The 18,021-nt window shown below is 73.2% G+C and carries 16 protein-coding genes; 9 read left to right on the forward strand and 7 right to left on the reverse strand.

Going from position 1 to position 18,021, the window contains the following annotated elements; translation table 11 throughout:
- Window positions 1-93 precede the first annotated feature (93 nt).
- The gene (locus tag ACIP8Z_RS08515; protein ID WP_402080402.1) at window positions 94-1,464 is read left to right on the forward strand and encodes an amidohydrolase; all 1,371 of its coding nucleotides are present in this window, start codon (window positions 94-96) and stop codon (window positions 1,462-1,464) included.
- A 68-nt stretch (window positions 1,465-1,532) separates the two neighbouring features.
- Here ACIP8Z_RS08515 and ACIP8Z_RS08520 read toward each other — a convergent pair whose 3' ends face one another.
- Window positions 1,533-1,907 carry a VOC family protein gene (locus tag ACIP8Z_RS08520; protein WP_355962851.1) on the reverse strand — a complete coding sequence of 125 codons (375 nt, stop codon included), beginning with the start codon at window positions 1,905-1,907 and terminating at the stop codon, window positions 1,533-1,535.
- A 502-nt stretch (window positions 1,908-2,409) separates the two neighbouring features.
- Between ACIP8Z_RS08520 and ACIP8Z_RS08525 the strand changes: the two genes are divergently transcribed.
- Both ACIP8Z_RS08525 and ACIP8Z_RS08530 read left to right on the forward strand, forming a co-directional pair.
- Window positions 2,410-3,975, forward strand: a complete 1,566-nt coding sequence (locus tag ACIP8Z_RS08525; RefSeq protein WP_402080404.1) for a polysaccharide lyase family 1 protein — start codon at window positions 2,410-2,412, stop codon at window positions 3,973-3,975.
- Window positions 3,976-4,251: 276 nt separating this feature from the next.
- Window positions 4,252-4,611 carry a hypothetical protein gene (locus tag ACIP8Z_RS08530; protein WP_402080406.1) on the forward strand — a complete coding sequence of 120 codons (360 nt, stop codon included), beginning with the start codon at window positions 4,252-4,254 and terminating at the stop codon, window positions 4,609-4,611.
- 65 nt (window positions 4,612-4,676) lie between these two features.
- On the opposite strand, the gene ACIP8Z_RS08535 is transcribed toward ACIP8Z_RS08530, so the two are convergent.
- The 5 genes from ACIP8Z_RS08535 to ACIP8Z_RS08555 form a co-directional block, all read right to left on the reverse strand.
- Entirely contained in the window at window positions 4,677-5,402 is a 726-nt protein-coding gene (locus tag ACIP8Z_RS08535; RefSeq protein WP_402080409.1) for a TetR/AcrR family transcriptional regulator, read from the reverse strand.
- A gap of 149 nt (window positions 5,403-5,551) precedes the next feature.
- Window positions 5,552-7,252, reverse strand: coding sequence for an FAD-dependent monooxygenase (locus ACIP8Z_RS08540; RefSeq protein WP_402080411.1), 1,701 nt, complete (start codon window positions 7,250-7,252; stop codon window positions 5,552-5,554).
- Between the two features lie 131 nt (window positions 7,253-7,383).
- On the reverse strand, window positions 7,384-8,424 hold the full coding sequence (locus ACIP8Z_RS08545) for an NAD(P)-dependent alcohol dehydrogenase (protein ID WP_402080413.1): 1,041 nt from the start codon (window positions 8,422-8,424) through the stop codon (window positions 7,384-7,386).
- Window positions 8,425-8,478: 54 nt separating this feature from the next.
- The gene (locus ACIP8Z_RS08550; protein WP_402080415.1) at window positions 8,479-9,327 is read right to left on the reverse strand and encodes an SDR family NAD(P)-dependent oxidoreductase; all 849 of its coding nucleotides are present in this window, start codon (window positions 9,325-9,327) and stop codon (window positions 8,479-8,481) included.
- Between the two features lie 9 nt (window positions 9,328-9,336).
- Window positions 9,337-9,978 carry a TetR/AcrR family transcriptional regulator gene (locus ACIP8Z_RS08555; RefSeq protein ID WP_402080417.1) on the reverse strand — a complete coding sequence of 214 codons (642 nt, stop codon included), beginning with the start codon at window positions 9,976-9,978 and terminating at the stop codon, window positions 9,337-9,339.
- Between the two features lie 274 nt (window positions 9,979-10,252).
- On the opposite strand from ACIP8Z_RS08555, the gene ACIP8Z_RS08560 reads away from it, so the two are divergent.
- The 6 genes from ACIP8Z_RS08560 to ACIP8Z_RS08585 all read left to right on the forward strand — a co-directional run bounded on the left by ACIP8Z_RS08560 (window position 10,253) and on the right by ACIP8Z_RS08585 (window position 16,391).
- Window positions 10,253-10,891, forward strand: a complete 639-nt coding sequence (locus tag ACIP8Z_RS08560) for a beta-glucanase (protein ID WP_402080840.1) — start codon at window positions 10,253-10,255, stop codon at window positions 10,889-10,891.
- 175 nt (window positions 10,892-11,066) lie between these two features.
- Window positions 11,067-11,801, forward strand: a complete 735-nt coding sequence (locus ACIP8Z_RS08565; protein WP_402080420.1) for a hypothetical protein — start codon at window positions 11,067-11,069, stop codon at window positions 11,799-11,801.
- A gap of 222 nt (window positions 11,802-12,023) precedes the next feature.
- The gene (argC, locus tag ACIP8Z_RS08570; protein ID WP_402080422.1) at window positions 12,024-13,064 is read left to right on the forward strand and encodes an N-acetyl-gamma-glutamyl-phosphate reductase; all 1,041 of its coding nucleotides are present in this window, start codon (window positions 12,024-12,026) and stop codon (window positions 13,062-13,064) included.
- A complete protein-coding gene (gene argJ, locus ACIP8Z_RS08575) occupies window positions 13,061-14,212 on the forward strand; it encodes a bifunctional glutamate N-acetyltransferase/amino-acid acetyltransferase ArgJ (protein ID WP_402080425.1) in 1,152 nt (383 codons plus the stop codon). Before argC ends, argJ begins: the two co-directional genes overlap by 4 nt.
- A gap of 17 nt (window positions 14,213-14,229) precedes the next feature.
- Window positions 14,230-15,201 (forward strand): acetylglutamate kinase, encoded by a 972-nt coding sequence (gene argB / locus ACIP8Z_RS08580; protein WP_402080428.1) that lies wholly within the window; start codon window positions 14,230-14,232, stop codon window positions 15,199-15,201.
- Complete coding sequence (locus ACIP8Z_RS08585) at window positions 15,198-16,391, forward strand: acetylornithine transaminase (protein ID WP_402080431.1); 1,194 nt, start codon at window positions 15,198-15,200, stop codon at window positions 16,389-16,391. The genes argB and ACIP8Z_RS08585 overlap by 4 nt, the downstream gene beginning before the upstream one ends.
- Window positions 16,392-16,445: 54 nt before the next feature.
- On the opposite strand, the gene ACIP8Z_RS08590 is transcribed toward ACIP8Z_RS08585, so the two are convergent.
- Window positions 16,446-18,020 (reverse strand): amidohydrolase, encoded by a 1,575-nt coding sequence (locus ACIP8Z_RS08590; protein WP_402080433.1) that lies wholly within the window; start codon window positions 18,018-18,020, stop codon window positions 16,446-16,448.
- Window position 18,021: the final 1 nt, after the last annotated feature.

Raw genomic sequence — 18,021 nt, forward strand, 5'->3', positions numbered from 1 at the left:
CGACCCGCGTCGCCGCTTATCGGACACGCGGCGCGATCCGTGCTGCCCGCCCTCACCACGCCGGCCTCGCCCCCCTCCCCTGAAGGAGCCTCCATGCAGTACCCCTCGTCCTCGCACCAGTCCGCTCCCGCCTCCGCCGGCGCGCTGTCCCGTCGCACGATGCTGGGGGGAGCCGCGGCGCTGGCGGGCGCCACGGCCACCGCCGCCGCCACGGCCGGGCCCGCGACGGCGGCGGCCCCGGTCGCCGCCGACGCCGCGGCTCCCGGCGCCTCGGGACGCGGGTGCAGGACGGTCGTCTTCCGCGACGTCCGCCCGTTCGGCGCGGCGAAGGCCAGAGACCTCGTGGTCGTCGACGGCCGCGTCTCGGACCGTCCGGCGCCGCACGGCGCGAAGGTCGTCGACGGAGGCGGCCGCATCGCTCTGCCGTCGCTGGTGGACGCGCACATCCACCCCGACAAGACGACCTGGGGCGGCTCGTGGGTGTCGCGGCGGCCGGCGAGCGCGATCGCCGACTACGTGGCGCAGGACGTGGAACTGTTCCGCGGCCAGCGGCGCCCTGTGGTCGAGCGGGCGTACGGACTGATGTCGCACGCCGTGTCCCGGGGCACGCGCGGCATGCGCGCCCACGCCGACGTGGCACCGGCGTACGGCCTGGCGGGGGTGGAGGGCGTGGCGGAGGCGCGCGAGCGGCTGCGCCACGCCCTCGACGTCCAGATCGTGGCCTTCCCGCAGCACGGGGTGATCCGGACGCCGGGGACGGCCGCGCTCCTCGAGAAGGCGGCGCGCGAGGGGCTCATCGACATGATCGGCGGCATCGACCCGATCGGGTTCGACAACGCCCTCGACGATCAGCTGGACGTCGTGTTCGGCATCGCGGACCGCCACGGTGTGGGGGTCGACATCCACCTGCACGATCGCGGGGAGAAGGGCATGAAGGCGATGCGCGGCATCGTGGACCGCACGCGGGCGCTGTCCCTCGCGGGGAAGGTGACGGTGAGCCATGTGTTCTGCCTCCCGGGCCTGACGGACCGTGAACTCGGTTCCATAGCGGCTGACTTGGGGGATCAGGACATCGCTCTGACCACCGTCGCGCCGTCGGACTCGCTGGTCCTGCCGATCGCGCGCCTGCGGGAGCACGGGGTGCGGGTCGGGCTCGGGTCGGACGGTGTGCGTGACTCGTGGAGCCCGTTCGGGAACGCCGACATGATGCACCGGGCGCACATCCTCGGCTGGGTGACGGATGTGCGTCTGGACGACGAGCTGAGGGACTGTTACGACGTCGCGGCGCACGAGGGCGCGGACGTGATGGGCCTGGCGCACGCGGACTTCACGGCCGGCGCCCCGGCCGACTTCGTCCTGGTCCGGGGCGAGTGCCTGCCGCAGGTGGTCGTGGACATGCCTCGCCGCGACATGGTGGTGCACGGCGGTGTCGTGGTGGCCCGGGACGGCGAGTTCCTGGCCTGAGGAACGGCCGAGGGCCGGCCGGGCACCACACGGGTGCCCGGCCGGTCTCGCCTCGCAGTGCCTCGCCCCTACAGGTAGGGCCGCGTGATCAGCTCGAACGCGTGACCGCCCGGGTCCTTGAAGTAGACCCCGCGGCCGCCGTGTTCGTCGTTCGTCTCGCCGGGGCGCTTCATCTGGGGGTCGGCCCAGTGCTCGACTCCCTGGTCACGGAGTCGCTGGTACGCCCGCTCGAACAGCTCGTCGTCGACGAGGAAGGCGTAGTGCTGCATCTGGATGTCCACCGGGGGCTCGGCGAACTGGATGAGCACGCCGTCGGCGAGCTGGACGTTGATGAAGGGACCCCAGGACGGCGCTTCGGGGAGCTCCAACAGCTCCCGGAAGAACCGCGCCGACTCGTGGCGGTCCTTGGCGGCGATGATGGTGTGGTTGAACGTGACTGCCATGTGGATGACCTCGCTGTTGATTCGACACGAAAGGGACTCGTCGCAGTGCCTGAGCACTGAGGGGGTCCGCGTGCCGAACCGTGGGGGTGCTTTCGACGCACCCACGGAGCGATCAGTCGTCCACCGGATGGCCCGTCTGTGTATGGCGTCGAATCGCCGGTCCGGTGTTCACGTCGAAGGACGCTACTTGATCATCTCCGGACTGACAAGCGGATAGAACGTCCCGGCGGCACCCCCTCCCCCGGCCCCCGACGGTCCGAGGCGGTGCGTCATGACGGGTGCGGACGTCTTGCGCGGAGCCTTGCCACCGCCCTGGGGGCACCCTATTCTCCCGGCGAGAAAGCGCTTTCTTTCTATTCCGGAGTGCCTCGTCGAGGCCTGCCCACGGGCTGCTTCCTCCGGACCGGACGATGTTCCGCACAGCACGGCTCGGCAAGTGGCACAGCACAGCACGGCATTCAGGAACCACCCCCAGCGTTCGAAGACGAGAAGGACGGCGAGCATGAGACGACCAGTCGCACTTCGGCTCCACGCGGCACTGGCCACCCTGGCCCTCGCGGCCGCGACCGGCGTGGTGTTGTCGATGCCTCAGGCATCGGCGGCCACCGGTGGTGCCACCGGTTACGCGACCCAGAACGGCGGCACCACCGGCGGCGCCGGCGGGCAGACCGTGCGGGCCACCACGGGGACCGCGATCCACGCGGCCCTGTGCGCACGGGCCAGCAGCAGCACCCCGATCACCATCGAGGTCGAGGGGACGATCAACCACGCCAACACCACCAAGGTGTCCGGCAGCAGTTGCAACACCGCCGCCGACGTGATCGAGCTCAAGCAGATCAGCAACGTCACCCTCGTCGGGGTCGGCTCCGGCGCCGTCTTCGACCAACTCGGCATCCACATACGCGAGTCCAGCAACATCATCATCCAGAACGTGACCGTCCGGAACGTCAAGAAGTCGGGCTCCCCCCTCTCCAACGGCGGCGACGCCATCGGCATGGAGAGCGACGTCCGCAACGTCTGGGTCGACCACACCACCCTGGAGGCGTCGGGCGGCGAGTCGGAGGGCTACGACGGGCTCTTCGACATGAAGGACAACACCCAGTACGTGACCCTGTCCTACAGCGTCCTGCGCAACTCCGGCCGGGGCGGCCTCGTCGGTTCCAGCGAGACCGAGCTGTCGAACGGCTTCATCACGTACCACCACAACCTCTACGAGAACATCGACTCGCGCGCTCCCCTGCTGCGCGGCGGCACCGCGCACATGTACAACAACCACTACCTGCGGATCAACGAGTCCGGCATCAACTCCCGCGCCGGCGCCCACGCCAAGGTCGACAACAACTACTTCGAGGACTCCAAGGACGTCCTGGGCACCTTCTACACCGACGCGGCCGGGTACTGGCAGGTCGGCGGCAACATCTTCGACAACGTGACCTGGTCCGCGCGCAGCGCCGACAACAACCCGGCGGGCCCGGACCCGCAGTCCAACACCACCGTCGCCATCCCCTACGCGTACAGCCTCGACTCCGCCGCCTGCGTGCCGGACGTCGTCGGTCGAACGGCCGGTGCGGGCAAGGGTCTTCTCGTGTCGAACGGCAGCTGCTCCCCGCAGACTCCGAGCCCCACGCCCACTCCGACGCCGACCTCCTCCTCGCCCACCCCGGCTCCGACCACGCCCACGCCGGGACCGACGGATCCCAGCGGGACCAACCTCAGCATCGGGGCCGGCGCCGACGGTTCCAGCAAGGCCGACGGTACGAGCTACGGCAACGTCCGGGACGGCGATCTCAGCACCTACTGGTCGCCCGCCGGCTCGACCGGTTCGGTGTCCGTCAAGTGGGGCTCCGCCACCACCGTGTCCGCGGTCACCATCCGGGAGGCGGCCGGTTCCGCCGGTGCCATCGGGTCCTGGCGCGTCCTGAACGGTGACACCGGAGCGGTCCTCGCCTCCGGCAGCGGGGCCGGGACCATCACCGTCCCCCGCACCGCCCTCAAGAAGATCACCTTCGAGATCGTCAGCTCGACCGGCACCCCCCGCGTCGCCGAGTTCGAGACCTACGCCGGGTAGGCGGCGGGGCCGGGCAGCGGCCCGGTGCGCCGACCCAGTCGTCGGAGGTACCGGTGCCGACACCGGCAACCGGTCCGGGTTCGGGATGCGCACGCCCCGGGCCCGGACCGGCCGCGTGTCGCGCGCGTGCCGCCCGGTCAGCTCACGAACTCGTTGCGCCACCCGATGCCCTGCGCGGAGGGTGCCGAGATGAGTACGCGTGCTCATCCCATGCCCTCGCCCCCGCTCCTACCGTGTTGTCACGGCACACGACGACACGCGGCGGAGCGAGGAAACATGAGCCTCCCTATGCAGGGCCCCCCGGGAACGGCCCGGCGCACATGGCCCACCGGCTATCTGGTGACGCTCGCGGTCCTGGTCGGCGGCGGCCTGATGATCGACACGATCGCCCTCTACGTCTCCATCTTCGCGACCGACAGCTGCGGGTCCGACCGTCCGGCCCCGGTCTGTACGACGTTCGGCATGCTCTCGATGTGGGCGCTGCCCTGGATCGGGCTCGGCGTCGCGGCGGCGGTGTCGGCCGGGCTCGGAATGCTGGCCTGGCGACGGGGCCGTACCCCGTGGGTCCATCTGCCGATCGGCGTCGCCCTGTACGTGGCCTCGCTGGCCGGCACCTGGACGATCATGGTCTCGTGAGCCTCGCGGTGCGCGGGTGACGGGGTGCGGTGGGTGCGCCGGGTGCGTGGGTGCGCGGGGTGGCCTCACGGAGCCAGGTGTGCGAGGCCTCGGACGAGGAGGGTGAGGCCGAACGCGAACTCCTCGTCCACCGCCACCGACGTGAGGGACCGGGCGGCCTGCAGGAGGGCGGGGTAGGACGCCGGGTCGAGTCCGCCGTAGAAGGCCGCGAGTTCGGTGCCGTGGTCGGGGGCGGCGCCAGCGCCGTACTGCTGGGCGGTGAAGCCGATGACATAGTGCACGACGGCCGTGAAGGCACGGGCGGCCAGGTCGGCCGGCAGACCGTGGTCGAGGAGTGCCGCCAGGACGCGTTCGCGCTGGGCGAGTCCGTGCGGGCCGACGGGGACGTACGCCATGAGCAGCGGCAGGGTGTTCGGGTGGCGGCGCAGGGTGTCGTGGAGCCCGTGGGCCGTCACCGTGAGGGTCTCGCGCCAGTCGGATGACGGGGTCAGGGCGTCCAGGTTCACCTCGCCGAGGACGCGGTCGACGACGTACGCCATGATCTCGTCCTTGCCGTCGAAGTGACGGTAGAGCGTGGCCGTGCCGGAATGCAGGGCGTCGGCGAGCATGCGCAGGGAGAACGCCTGGGTGCCGTGCTCGTCGACGAGCCGCAGCGCCGTGGCGACGATGTGCGCGGTGTCGAGCGACGGGCGGCCGCGCCTCGGCTCGGCGGAAGCGGCGGCCGGGGCCGTGGGGTTCGGGCGGGTGGCCCACCAGGCCGGGCTGCCGGGGGGTGGCGGGGTGGCGGCCATACGCTGGGCCCTCTCTCGCTGTGCCGGGTCGTCGCCGCCCTGCGCGTCGCGGCTCCCGGCGGCCATCGGTGGTGCGGTGACACGCTACCGGTCGCACGTGTGCGGGCCGGGCGCGGACGCCGGACGCCCGCGCCGCCGCGGCACCGACCTCAGCCGGCGGTCAGGCGGGCGATCGCCGGGGGCACGGGTGGAGCGCCTCCGCCGTCCGCCCCGCCGCTGTTGCCGCTGCCGCCGCCGGCCGAATCGGCGGGGTGGCCGATGTCGCCGATGTAGCCGTCCGGGCGGACCAGCACGACCGTGTCTTCGGTGATGCCGTAGGCCGTGAGCAGGGCCTCCTCCTCCGGTGTACGCGGTGTGGTGTGCGTCAGCACGGTGTGGCGGCGCAGCGGAACACCGCCGGGCGGCCAGGGGAGGCGGTCGAGCGCGGTGGCGGCATCGGCGCCGAACGCGAGCGCGGTGAAGTGCGGGCCTCGGTACAGGTCGAAGAGGCGGCGCGCCGACCCGGCCGACCCCCTCGTGCCCGCCGACCCGGCCGTCCCCCTCGTGCCCGCCGACCCGGTCGTCCTCGTCGCATCCGCCGGCCCGGTCGTCCTCGTCGCCTCCGGCAGGGCCGCGTCCGGGGCCCGGTCGCCGCAGCGCAGGTTCGCCGTGCGGGGCGCGTCCGCCGGGGCCAGTGGGCCGCCGAAGTACGAGATGCCGAGCTGGTGTTCGTCGGGCCCCCGGGTGAGCCCCCCGGGGCGGGTGCGGCGCAGGCCCTCGTACAGCTCGGTCGAGCGGCCGAGGACCTGCGCGGCGACGGGGCGTCGCTCCCGCTCGTAGCTGTCCAGGAGCGCGTCGTCGGCACCGGCGAGGACCTGCTGGAGCTTCCAGCCGAGGTTGTGGGCGTCCTGGACACCGGTGTTGAGGCCCTGCGCGCCGGCGGGTGTGTGGACGTGTGCGGCGTCGCCGCACAGCAGGAGCCGGCCGTTGCGGTAGCGCTCGGCGAGGCGGATGTTGGGTCGGAATACCGAGGACCAGGTGATGTCGCGCAGGGTGAGGGACGCGCCCGCGCGGCGGCGCAGGAGGGTGGCGAGGGCCGGGCCGGTCAGGTCGACGGGGTCGTCGGGCCGGATCCTGATCATGATCTGGAAGCGGCCGTCCTCGCCCGGCAGGGGGCATGCCGCGATGCCCCGCCCGCGCGGGCGGGGCCAGATGTGCCACTGGTCGCGGGACAGTCCGTCGACGGTGCCGTCGACCAGGATCATCCGGTCGTTCTCGTGCGTGGTGCCCTCGAACGCGATGCCGGCCGCCTTGCGGACGGTGCTGGAGCCGCCGTCGGCCCCGACCACGTACCGGCTCCGGAGGACGCGGCCGTCCTCCAGTCGTACCGTGCACGTCCCCCCGTCCTGGGTGATCTCCACTGCGCGGGCGCCGAAGTCGACGCGCACGCCGAGGCGTTCGACGGCGTCGTGGAGGAGGGCGGTGGTGGCGTACTGAGGGAGCAGAAGGACGTCGGGGTAGGGGGTGCCGATGCTGTCGGGGGCGGTGGCGTGCATCTGCCAGGCCTTGGTGAACGGGCCGAGATGGAGGCCCATCGGCGGGTAGGCGCCGCCCGCCGTGCGGGCGGCGTCGGCCAGGCCCAGGTCGTCGAGGACCTCCAGGGTGCGGGGCTGGATGCCCTTGGCCCGTGAGCCCTGGAAGCGCTTCTCGTCGCGCTCGACCACGCGCACCGGGACCCCTCGGCGGGCCAGGTCGAGTGCGAGCGCGAGGCCCACGGGCCCCGCGCCGATCACGGTGACGGCGGTGTGGGCGGCGTGGGCGGTGTCGACCGCGCCCGCCGCCGCCTCGCCTGTGTCGTTCGATTCCGGCATGTCCGATGCTCCTCGGCGCCCCCGGGTGCGCGAACGGGTACGCGCACCTCGATCCTGGTTTCGGATACAGCGTATCCGAAATCAGGATCCCCGGAGGCGCGCGTGCGATCCCGCGCGCCCTTCGGTTCGGCTCAGCCGTTCGGGAGGATGACCGCCCGCCCGTTGACGCGCCCTTCGTGCAACCGCTCGTAGGCCTTCGGAGCGTCGTCCAGGCTGTACGTCTCGGTGTGGACGTCGACCGCGCCGGCGCGGGCCAGGTCGAGCACCTCGATCAGCTCGGCCCGGGTCCCCCAGTACGGGGACGTGACCGAGACCTCGTACGGCAGGGCACCGAATCCGACCGGCAGGGTGCCGCCGCCGAGACCGACGATGGTGACGTCGCCCTCGACCGCGACCATCGCGCCGGCGGCCGTCACGGTCGACTGGACGCCCACGAAGTCGAGGACCACCTCGGCGCCGCGTCCGCCCGTCAGTTCGCGGACCGCCGGGGCCGCCCCGGCGTCCGACAGCACCGTGTCGTGCGCGCCCACGGCGCGGGCCAGGGCCAGTTTGTCCTCCGTGACGTCCAGGGCGACGACCCTGGCCGCGGTCATGGCGCGCAGCAGCTGGATGGCGACGTGGCCGAGCCCGCCGGTACCGATGACGACGGCGGTGCTCCCGGGGACCAGCTTGGGGAGGGAACGCTTGACCGCGTGGTACGGGGTGAGGCCGGCGTCCGTGAGCGGTACGGCCTGGACGGGGTCGAGGCCGCCGAGCGGGACGAGATGACGGGGGCTGTCGACGATCATGTACTCGGCGATGGCACCGGGGGCACCCAGGCCCGGCGGCCTGATGCCGAGTTCGGCGGCCCGCAGACAGTAGTTCTCCTTGCCCTGGGCGCACATGGAGCAGCTGCCGCAGCCCCAGGGGCCATAGACGGCGACGGCGTCGCCGACCGCGAAGCCCTCGGCGCCGGCGCCGAGGGCCGCCACCGTGCCCACGCCCTCGTGGCCGAGGGTCAGCGGCAGCGGGAAGGGCAGCTGGTCGGCGGACCAGCTCATGACCGCGATGTCGGAGTGACAGACACCGGCGGCGGTGACCTTCAGGAGCACCTGGCCGGGGCCGGGTCCCGGGTCGGGGACGGTGACGACCTCGGGCGGGGCGCCCACCGTGCGGTACTGCAGTGCCTTCATGGCGCTTTCCTTCCTTTCGGGTTTCTCTGCTTCCTTCGCCTGCGGCCGGGTGACTCAGCGGGCGGCGTAGGCGCCGTCGACGAGGTGGTGGCCGCCGTGGACGAACGACGCCCGCTCCAAGAGCAGGAACGCGACGAGCTCGGCCACCTCCTCGGCGCGGCCGAGCCGGCCCGCCGGGTGGAGGGCGACCAGGGCGTCGTACTCCTCCTGCCCGATGCCGGCGAGGAGGGGCGTGTCGATGTAGCCGGGGCCGACGGCGTTGATACGTACCCCCCGGGAGGCGTACTCGAGTGCGGCCGTCTTGGTGAGACCGACGACGCCGTGCTTGGCCGCGACGTAGGCGGCGCTGCCGGCGGAGCCGTTGGTCCCGAGGATGGAGGACATGTTCACGACGGCGCCGCCGCCGGAGGCGAGGATCGCCGGGAGTTCGTGGCGGAGCGAGTGGAAGACGCCGTCCAGATTGGTGGAGACGACGCGCCGCCACTCCTCGGCCGGGGTCTCGGCGACCGGGACGCGCGCACCGGCGACGCCCGCGTTGTCGACCGCCAGGTGGAGGCCGCCGAAGGCGGCGAGCGCGGCCTCGACGCCCTCCCGGAGGGAACTGTCGTCGGTGACGTCCATGCGTACGGCGAGGGCCTCGGCGCCGCGCTCGGTCAGCTCGGTGACGCCGGCGGCCACGCGGTCGGCGTCGTGGTCGGCGACGGCCACGGCGGCACCGGCGTGGGCGAGGCGGCGGGCGACGGCGAGCCCGATGCCGGAGGCGCCGCCGGTGACGAGCGCGATCCTTCCGGCGAACTCCTGGGAGCCGTCGGTCCGGGCGTCGGCGGTACGGGGGGCGGTGGTACGGGCGTCGGCGGTACGGGGGGCGGTGGTACGGGCGTCGGCGGTGCGGTCGTGCGTCATGGTGGCTCCTCACACGGTTGTACGGGTTTCCACCGGCGGCGGTTCCGTCGCCAGCAGGCCGAAGGCCTCCTCCACGAGGGCGGGCAGCGCCTCCCGGGGGCCGCCGATCACCCAGGCGCGGGTGGCGGCGAGGAGCGTGGCGGCGCCCGATCCGACGGCGACGGCGGGCCGCAGGTCGCGTTCCGGGTCGGCGCCGATGCGGGCCGCCACCAGCCGGACCGACGCGGCCTCGCCCTCCAGGAGGACACGCCGGAGGACGGCGCGGAGAGGGGCCTCCGTCTCGGCGAGGCGGAGGACTTCGCGTACCCCCTCGCGTCGGTGCCAGGCCGGGATGACCGGGTCGGCGAGCCAGGTCCGGAGCGCGGCCCGGTAGGCGGTGAGCGGGGTCTCGCTCACCGGGCGGGCGGCGAGGGCCTCGTTGATCCGTGCGCAGTCGGCACGGAAGCCGTCGAGGGCGGCCTCCTCCTTGGAGCCGAAGTAGCGGCTGAAGGTGCGCCGGGAGACGCCGACGGCGTCGGTGACGTCCTCCACGGAGACTCCGGCCGGTCCTCGCTCCAGGACGAGCCGCAGGGCGGCCTCGCTCAGCGCCTCACGCGTCCGCGTCCCCTTGGGGCCGCGCCGCGGGATGCGGCTTCCTCGCTCCGAGCTCATACATGCACCGTACACCTATTAATGTCCCAGTGAGACATTCAGAAGGATTCCGGCGTCACACGCACGACAGCTCTTGTGACGACTTGTCGCCAATAGGCCTTATTCCTCGCATGAACAGAGCCGGGCGGGGCAGATCGTTCGCGGGCCGACCGCGCCCACGCGAGAGGAGTGTGCCGTGCTGTCCGACCTCTTCGACCGGCTGTTCAGACGCCGCGGCTCGGCCAGCCGCCCGGGGACGGGCCCCCGAGGACCCGCGCGATCACCGGGGAGGGTCGTGCTCGACGCGGACTTCTCCTCCGCCGAGCAGTGGGTCGCCGGCCGTTCCTGGGCCTATCCCGGCGGCGGGCCGACCAATCCCGGCGACAACAAGCTCGACCACCTCGTGGAGGACCCCTCGTACAGCAGGACCGGGGTCTTCCGGGCGACCCGTCGACCCGACGGCACATGGGACGCGGGACTGCTCACGACGGAGGGCAGCGCGGAGGCCTTCCTGGTACGGGCCGACGACGTCCTGGAGGCGCGGGTGCGGCTGCCGGTGGAGACGGGCGCGTGGCCGGCCGTCTGGACCTGGCTCGACGGCGGGCAGGAGATCGACGTCTTCGAGTACCACCCCGACAACCCCGACCTCCTGGAGCTGTCGAACCGGATCAGGGGACGCCACCACTACTACCGGAACGCGGCGATCCGGCCGGGGGCCTGGGTCGACCTACGGGTCGAGTTCGGCGCCCGCAACGTGGTGTGGTGGGTGAACGGCGCGCGGGTCTTCGACGACCGCCGCGGGGTGGGGCGTTCCTGGCAGGCGCACCTCATCGTGAACCTGTCGGTCTGCGCGGGCCGCTACCACCCGGCGCCGGACCCCGGGGTGTCGGAGATGTCGTACGAGGTGGCGCAGTTGCGCGTGTACCGGGACTGACCCGCTCCACAGGGCCGGCGAGGCGGGTGTGACGGTTCGTGACCCATGGGGTCGTCGCGACGCGCGCACGGGAGGAGGGGGATGCGGACCCCGGAGGAACGGGCGTTGCGTAGGCTCGAACAGAGCGTTCCGCGCACCCGCACCGTGCCGCCCGTACGACGAGGAGGACCCTCCCATGAACACCGCCGAAGAGGGACGGCAGCAGCAGCTGGACGTGGCCAGCGTGCTCAACGCGAAGACCACCCTCCTCCAGCTCCTCGCGCGGGCGGGGGTCTACACCGGCGACGCGGAGGAACTCATCGGGCTCGTCGAGGCCGGCGCGCTCGCCCTCGCGCACACGGAGATCGCCGAAGCGCGGAGGAGTGCTCCGCGGGAGAAGGGCGAGCCCTACGCGTCGGGCTGGTCCGACGGCGCCCTGGCCGTCACCGACGAACTCGGCGCCGTCGCCGAGCGGGCGCTGATCCGCGCCGTCACCACCGGCCCGTCGGCCGACTCCCCCGACGAGCGCTCCCCCGTGGGACGGGCGGAGATGGAGCGGGCCAAGGTGGCCGTCACACCGCTCTACCTCTCGTTCGCCGATGTCTCCGACCTCGACCCGGAGGTCACCGAGCAGGTGCTCGGCGCGGTGCTGCGCACCATGAGCCCGCGGCAACGGGCCGGGTATCCGGGGCGGCTGACGCAGTTCGCGTCGGCCCACCACGCACACCTGGAGCGACTGTACGCGGAGTACGGCCCGGGCAGCCCGATCGCGATCCACGGCCGCTACTCCCTCGTCCACTCCCCCACCAGTGTGGCCGTGCTCGAACGCCTGGCCGAGACGCCGTCGGCCCTGCACGAGGAATGGGACGCGGCCGAACTCCCGCCGGCCTGGCTGGACGGCCTGACGACGGCGTGGGGGGCGCCGGCCTGACGGGGCCCCACGGAACCCCGCGAAGCCGCACCGCAACGCAACGCCCTCAACTCGGCTCCGCCGCAGAGCCTTTGAAACCTCTCACCTGATCAGGCGCCGCACATCCGCGATTCCGCCACCGGGACTACTTAGGTTAGGCTAAGTTAAGTTCCAGTGCGCCGACGTGGGGTGTCCACCCCCGGTGTGCGCCACGTCCCCATTCATCGGGAGAGACGGAAGAACATGACCTTACGGGTCGCGGTGGCCGGAGCCAGTGGCTATGCCGGCGGGGAGATCCTCCGCCTGATCGCCTCACATCCCGGTCTCGACGTCGGCGTCCTCGCCGCGCACAGCAGCGCCGGCCTCACCCTCGGCCAGGTGCAGCCCCAGCTGACCTCCCTCGCCGACCGGGTGCTCACGGCGACGACGGCGGAGACACTCGGCGGACACGACGTCGTGTTCCTCGCCCTGCCGCACGGGCAGTCGGGCGCACTCGCCGGGGAGTTGGGCGGTGACACCCTGGTCGTCGACTGCGGGGCGGACTTCCGCCTGCGCGACCCGGTCGAGTGGAGACGCTTCTACGGCTCCGAGCACGCGGGCACCTGGCCGTACGGGCTCCCCGAGATGCCCGGCGCCCGGGACGACCTGAAGGGAGCCGCGCGGATCGCCGTCCCGGGGTGCTACCCGACCGCCGTCACCCTCGCGCTCTACCCGGCGCACGCCGCCCGCCTCGTGGAACCCGAGATCGTCGTCGTGGCCGCCGGCGGGACCTCGGGAGCCGGCCGCGCGGCCAAGCCGCATCTGCTCGGCTCCGAGGTGATGGGGTCCATGACCCCGTACGGCGTCGGCGGCGTCCACCGGCACACCCCCGAGCTCGCCCAGAACCTGTCCCTCGTGGCGGGCGAGCCGGTGACCGTGTCCTTCACCCCCGTCCTCGCCCCGATGCCCCGCGGCATCCTCGCCACCTGCTCCGCCCGGCTGCGCCCGCACGTGGCCGCCGACGGGGGTCTCGACGAGGTCCGTGAGGTCTTCGAGGCCGCCTACGCGACCGAACCGTTCGTCCGGCTGCTACCGCGGGGCCAGTGGCCGTCCACGGCCTCGGTGCTCGGATCCAACACGGTGCAGGTGCAGGTGGCGCTCGATCAGGCCGCCCGCCGCCTCATCTGCCTGAGCGCGATCGACAACCTGACGAAGGGCACCGCCGGTGGCGCGGTGCAGAGCATGAACGTCGCCCTCGGCCTGCCCGAAGGGCTCGGCCTGCCCATGAATGGAGTGGCTCCGTGACCGTGACCGCCGCCCGGGGATTCCTCGCCAGCGGGGTGGCCGCCGGCGTCAAGACGTCCGGCGATCCCGATCTCGCCCTGGTGGTGAACCAGGGCCCCGCACCGGCCGCCGCGGGGGTCTTCACCTCCAACCGGATCCAGGCCGCACCGGTCCGCTGGTCACGCCGGGCCCTCGCCGACGGCCGGGTCTCCGCCGTCGTCCTGAACTCCGGCGGAGCCAACGCCTGCACCGGCACGGCGGGCGCCGACGACGCCCGGACCATGGCCGAGCACACGGCCCGCGCCGTCGGCGTCACCCCGGACGACGTGGCCGTCTGCTCGACCGGGCTCATCGGTGTCCCGCTGCCCATGGCCCGGATCACGGCCGGGATCGCTTTCGCGGCGGAACGGCTCGCCTCCGACGGCGGCGAGGACGCGGCCGTCGCGATCAAGACGACGGACTCGGTGCACAAGACCGCCGTCGTCACCCGCTCCGGCTGGACGGTCGGCGGGATGGCGAAGGGCGCGGGCATGCTCGCGCCCGGTCTCGCCACCATGCTCGTGGTCCTCACCACCGACGCCGTGGCGGCCGACGCGTCGCTCGACTCCGCGCTGCGCGCCGCCGTACGCACCACCTTCGACCGGGTGGACTCCGACGGCTGCATGTCCACCAACGACACCGTGCTGCTGCTCGCCTCGGGCGCCTCCGGCGTGACCCCGGAGGACGGGGACCTCGCCGACGCGGTGCACGCCGTCTGCCTCGACCTCGCCCGCCAGCTCGTCGCGGACGCCGAAGGCGCGTCGAAGGAGATCGAGGTGGCGGTCGTCGGCGCCGCGTCCGAGGACGACGCCGTGACCGTGGGCCGCTCGATCGCCAGGAACAACCTCCTCAAGTGCGCCCTGCACGGCGAGGACCCGAACTGGGGCCGGGTGCTCGCGGCGATCGGCACCACCGACGCGGAGTTCGACCCCGACCGGCTTGACGTGGCCATCAACGGCGTGTGGGTCTGCCGGGACGGCGCGGCCGGGGAGCCCAGGGAGAAGGTCGACATGTCCGGCCGCCGGATCACGATCGCCGTCGACCTGCGCGCCGGAGAGGCGTCCGCGGAGATCTGGACCAACGACCTGACGGCCGAGTACGTGCACGAGAACAGCGCCTACAGCTCATGAGCCGAGGGAGTACGAGAATGAGGACGCTCGGCGAGCAGCCTGCCGTGCGCGACGTGGAGGCCGTCGGTCTCCCGGCCGTGGACGTCCCGTGGTCCGACGAGCTCCAGGGCCGGACCGTCGTCGTCAAGTGCGGCGGCAGCACCCTGGAGGACCCGGCGCTCCGGCGGTCGTTCGCCCAGGACGTCGTCGAGCTGTGGCAGGCGGGCCTCCACCCGGTCGTGGTGCACGGCGGCGGTCCCCAGATCAGCTCGATGCTCGACCGCCTCGCCCTGGAGGTCCGGTTCGAGGCGGGCATGCGGGTGACCACCCCGGAGGCCATGGACGTCGTCCGCATGGTGCTCACCGGGCAGGTCCAGCGGGATCTGGTCGGCGCCATCAACGCCCACGGACCCTTCGCCGTCGGCATGTCGGGCGAGGACGCCCACACCCTGACCGCCGTACGCCGCCCGGCCTGGGTGGACGGCCGGCCCGTCGACATCGGTCTCGTCGGCGACATCGTGGACGTCGCCCCGGACACCGTACGGAACCTCCTCGCCGGCGGCCGTGTCCCGGTCGTGTCCCCCGTCGCGCGCGGCGCGGACGGGCAGGTCTACAACGTGAACGCCGATCTCGCGGCCTCGGCCCTGGCCGTCGCCCTCGGCGCGGACCGGCTCGTGATGCTCACCGACGTCCCCGGTCTGTACGCGGACTGGCCGCGGAGCACCGAGGTGATCCCCCGGCTGACGGCCGACGAGCTGGAGACGCTGCTCCCCGGGCTCGCGGGCGGGATGCTGCCGAAGATGGAGGGCTGCCTGCGGGCGGTGCGGTCGGGGGTCGGACGGGCCCACGTCCTCGACGGGCGTACGCCGCACGCCGTCCTCCGGGGCGTCCTCACGGAGGAGAACCCCGGCACCACGGTCCTGCCCGACGAGGCGGCGGACAGCACGCGGGACATCACGCGGGCCGCCGCCCCGGCCGTCGCGCCGCACGAGGAGGAGACCCCCGCATGACCGTCACCGTCCCCCTCAGGAACCGCTGGCGTGCCGTGATGATGAACAACTACGGCACTCCCCCGCTGGCCCTGGTCCGCGGCGAGGGCTGCACCGTCTGGGACGAGGCCGGCCGTGCGTACACGGACTTCACCGGCGGGATCGCGGTCAACACCCTCGGGCACGCCCACCCCGCCGTGGTCGCGGCCGTCACCGGCCAGGTCGCCCGGCTCGGCCATGTCTCGAACCTGTTCGTCGCCGAGCCCCCGGTGGCGCTCGCGGAACGGCTCCTCGGGCTCTTCGGCAGGCCGGGCGGCCGGGTCTTCTTCTCCAACTCCGGCGCGGAGGCCGTCGAGGCGGCCTTCAAGGCCGCCCGGCTGACCGGGCGCCGGCGGATCGTCGCGATGGAGGGAGGCTTCCACGGCCGCACCATGGGCGCCCTCGCGGTCACGGGCCAGCAGGCGAAGCGCGAGCCGTTCCTGCCGCTGCCCGGGGACGTGACGCACGTGCCGTTCGGCGACGTCGACGCCCTGCGCGCGGCGGTCGCGGAGGACACGGCGGCGGTCTTCGTCGAACCCGTGCAGGGCGAGGCGGGCGTGATCCCCGCGCCCGAGGGGTATCTGCGGGCGGCCCGGGAGATCACCCGCGCGGCGGGCAGCCTGCTCGTCCTCGACGAGGTGCAGACCGGGATCGGCAGGACCGGTCACTGGTTCGCGCACCAGGCCGAGCCGGGGGTGGACCCGGACGTGGTGACGCTGGCCAAGGGGTTGGGAGGCGGTCTTCCGATCGGTGCCACGGTGGCCTTCGGAGCGGCCGGCGATCTCCTCGGCCCCGGCCTGCACGGGTCGACCTTCGGCGGCAATCCGGTGGCCTGCGCGGCGGGTTCGGCCGTCCTGGAGACCATCGCGGCGGAGGGCCTCCTGGAGCACACCGTACGGATGGGTGCGCTGCTGCGGGCGGGGGTGGAGGCGCTGAAGCACCCCCTGGTGGCCGAGGTCCGGGGCGCGGGGCTGCTGCTCGGCGTCGTCCTGACCGAGCCGGTCGCCGTCCGGGTGCAGGGGGCGGCGCAGGAGGCCGGGTTCCTCGTCAACGCCGCCGGCCCCGGCACCGTACGCCTGGCTCCGGCGCTGACGGTGTCGGCACGGCACATCGAGGAGCTGGTGGAGGCGTTGCCGGGGATCCTGGACAGGCCTCAGAGGGTGGTTTCCTGACCCCCGTACCGGCCGGCCGGCGAGCTCCCCCTCACCGGCCGGCCGGCTCGGGGGTCACTCCTTTCCCGGCTCGGTCCGCCCGTCGACGTACGTCGCCACGACCTCGATGTCCCCGATCCGCGAGGTCTCCACGGCCCGGGGATCGTCCCCGAGGACCACCAGGTCGGCGCGCTTGCCGGGGGTGAGGCTGCCCGCGCTGTCGTCCCAGTGGCAGGCGTACGCGCCGGCCACCGTGTAGGCGTGCAGGGCCTCGTCGACGGTGACGCCCTCGTCCGGGCCGATCGCCCGGCCGGAGAGGGAGGCGCGTTCGACCATGAACTGGATCGCGCGGAGGGGCGAACCGTCCGTGACCGGCCGGTCGGAGCTGCCGACGAGGGTCACGCCGTGGTCGAGGAAGCTCCGGCCCCGGTACATCCAGGGCGCCCGCCGCTCCCCCATGACGTCCGCGTAGTCGTCACCGAAGGAGCGGAGGAAGTGGGGCTGGATCACGGCGCTGACGCCGAGCCGGGCGAAGCGCGGCAGTTGGTCCGGGCGGATCAGGCCCGCGTGTTCCACGCGGTGCCGGGCGGCCGGGCGGGGCCGGAGCTTCTGCGCGCGTTCCAGGGCGTCCAGGGCGAGATCGGCGGCGCGGTCGCCGATGGCGTGGACGGCGAGCTGCCATCCGGCGAGGTGGCCGTCGACGATGAGGTCAGCGATCCGCTCGGGCTCGTCCTGGAACTGTCCGGCGGAGGACGTGCCCTCGTACGGCTCGGTGAGCGCCGCCGTACGGGCCATCATGCCGCCGTCGGTGTAGATCTTGAGGGCTCCGAGGGAGAGCCAGTCGTCGCCGAAGCCGGTGCGCAGCCCGAGGTCCAGGGCGCGCGGGATGCCGTCGTCCCGGTGCGCGGCGCGCGGGCGGAGGGTGTCGCCGGCGGCCATGAGCTGGACACGGAGCGGCAGTCGGCCCTGGTCCCTGAGGAGTTGGTACGCACCGAGTTCGACGGGGCTGTGTCCGAGGAGGCCGCCTCCGATGCCGGCCTCGGCGCAGGCGGTGATTCCCTCGGCGAGGCAGGTGCGGCCGGCGCGCTCGATCGCGTCGGCGAGCTCTTCCTGGGAGTACGGCAGCCGGAGCCGCCGTACGGCGGTCATGGCGCTCTCGGCGAGGAAGCCGTCCTGGTGCGGCACGTCGGCCGGAAGGAGGTCGAGGACGGCGCTGTTGACGACGCAGGCGTGCCCGGAGTCGTGCATGAGGAAGATCTTGCGGCCCTGGCTGACCCGGTCGATCTCGGCGGCGGTGAGATGGCGCCCCAGGGCCCGCTGGTCGTAGCCGGCGATGTCGACCCAGGCGCCGGGCTCGGCCTTCCGCGAGGCGGCTTCCCCGATGACGGCGAGGACGTCCTCGACGCGCTCGCAGGGGGCGATGCTCGGGGTGTGGGCCTTCAGTCCCGCCCACGCCAGGTGGACGTGGCTGTCGATGAAGCCGGGGAGCACGGTGGCGCCCTGGAGGTCGACGACCTCGCGGGCGGGGAGCGAGGTCACGGCCTCGTCGAGGCCCACGATCCGGCCCCGCCAGATGCCGAGGTCGTGGGCGACGGGGTGGTCCGGATCCATGGTGAGAACGCGCGCGTTCGTCAGCCTCGTACAGAGCATG

The organism is Streptomyces sp. NPDC088553, assembly GCF_044752965.1.
Classification (GTDB): domain Bacteria; phylum Actinomycetota; class Actinomycetes; order Streptomycetales; family Streptomycetaceae; genus Streptomyces.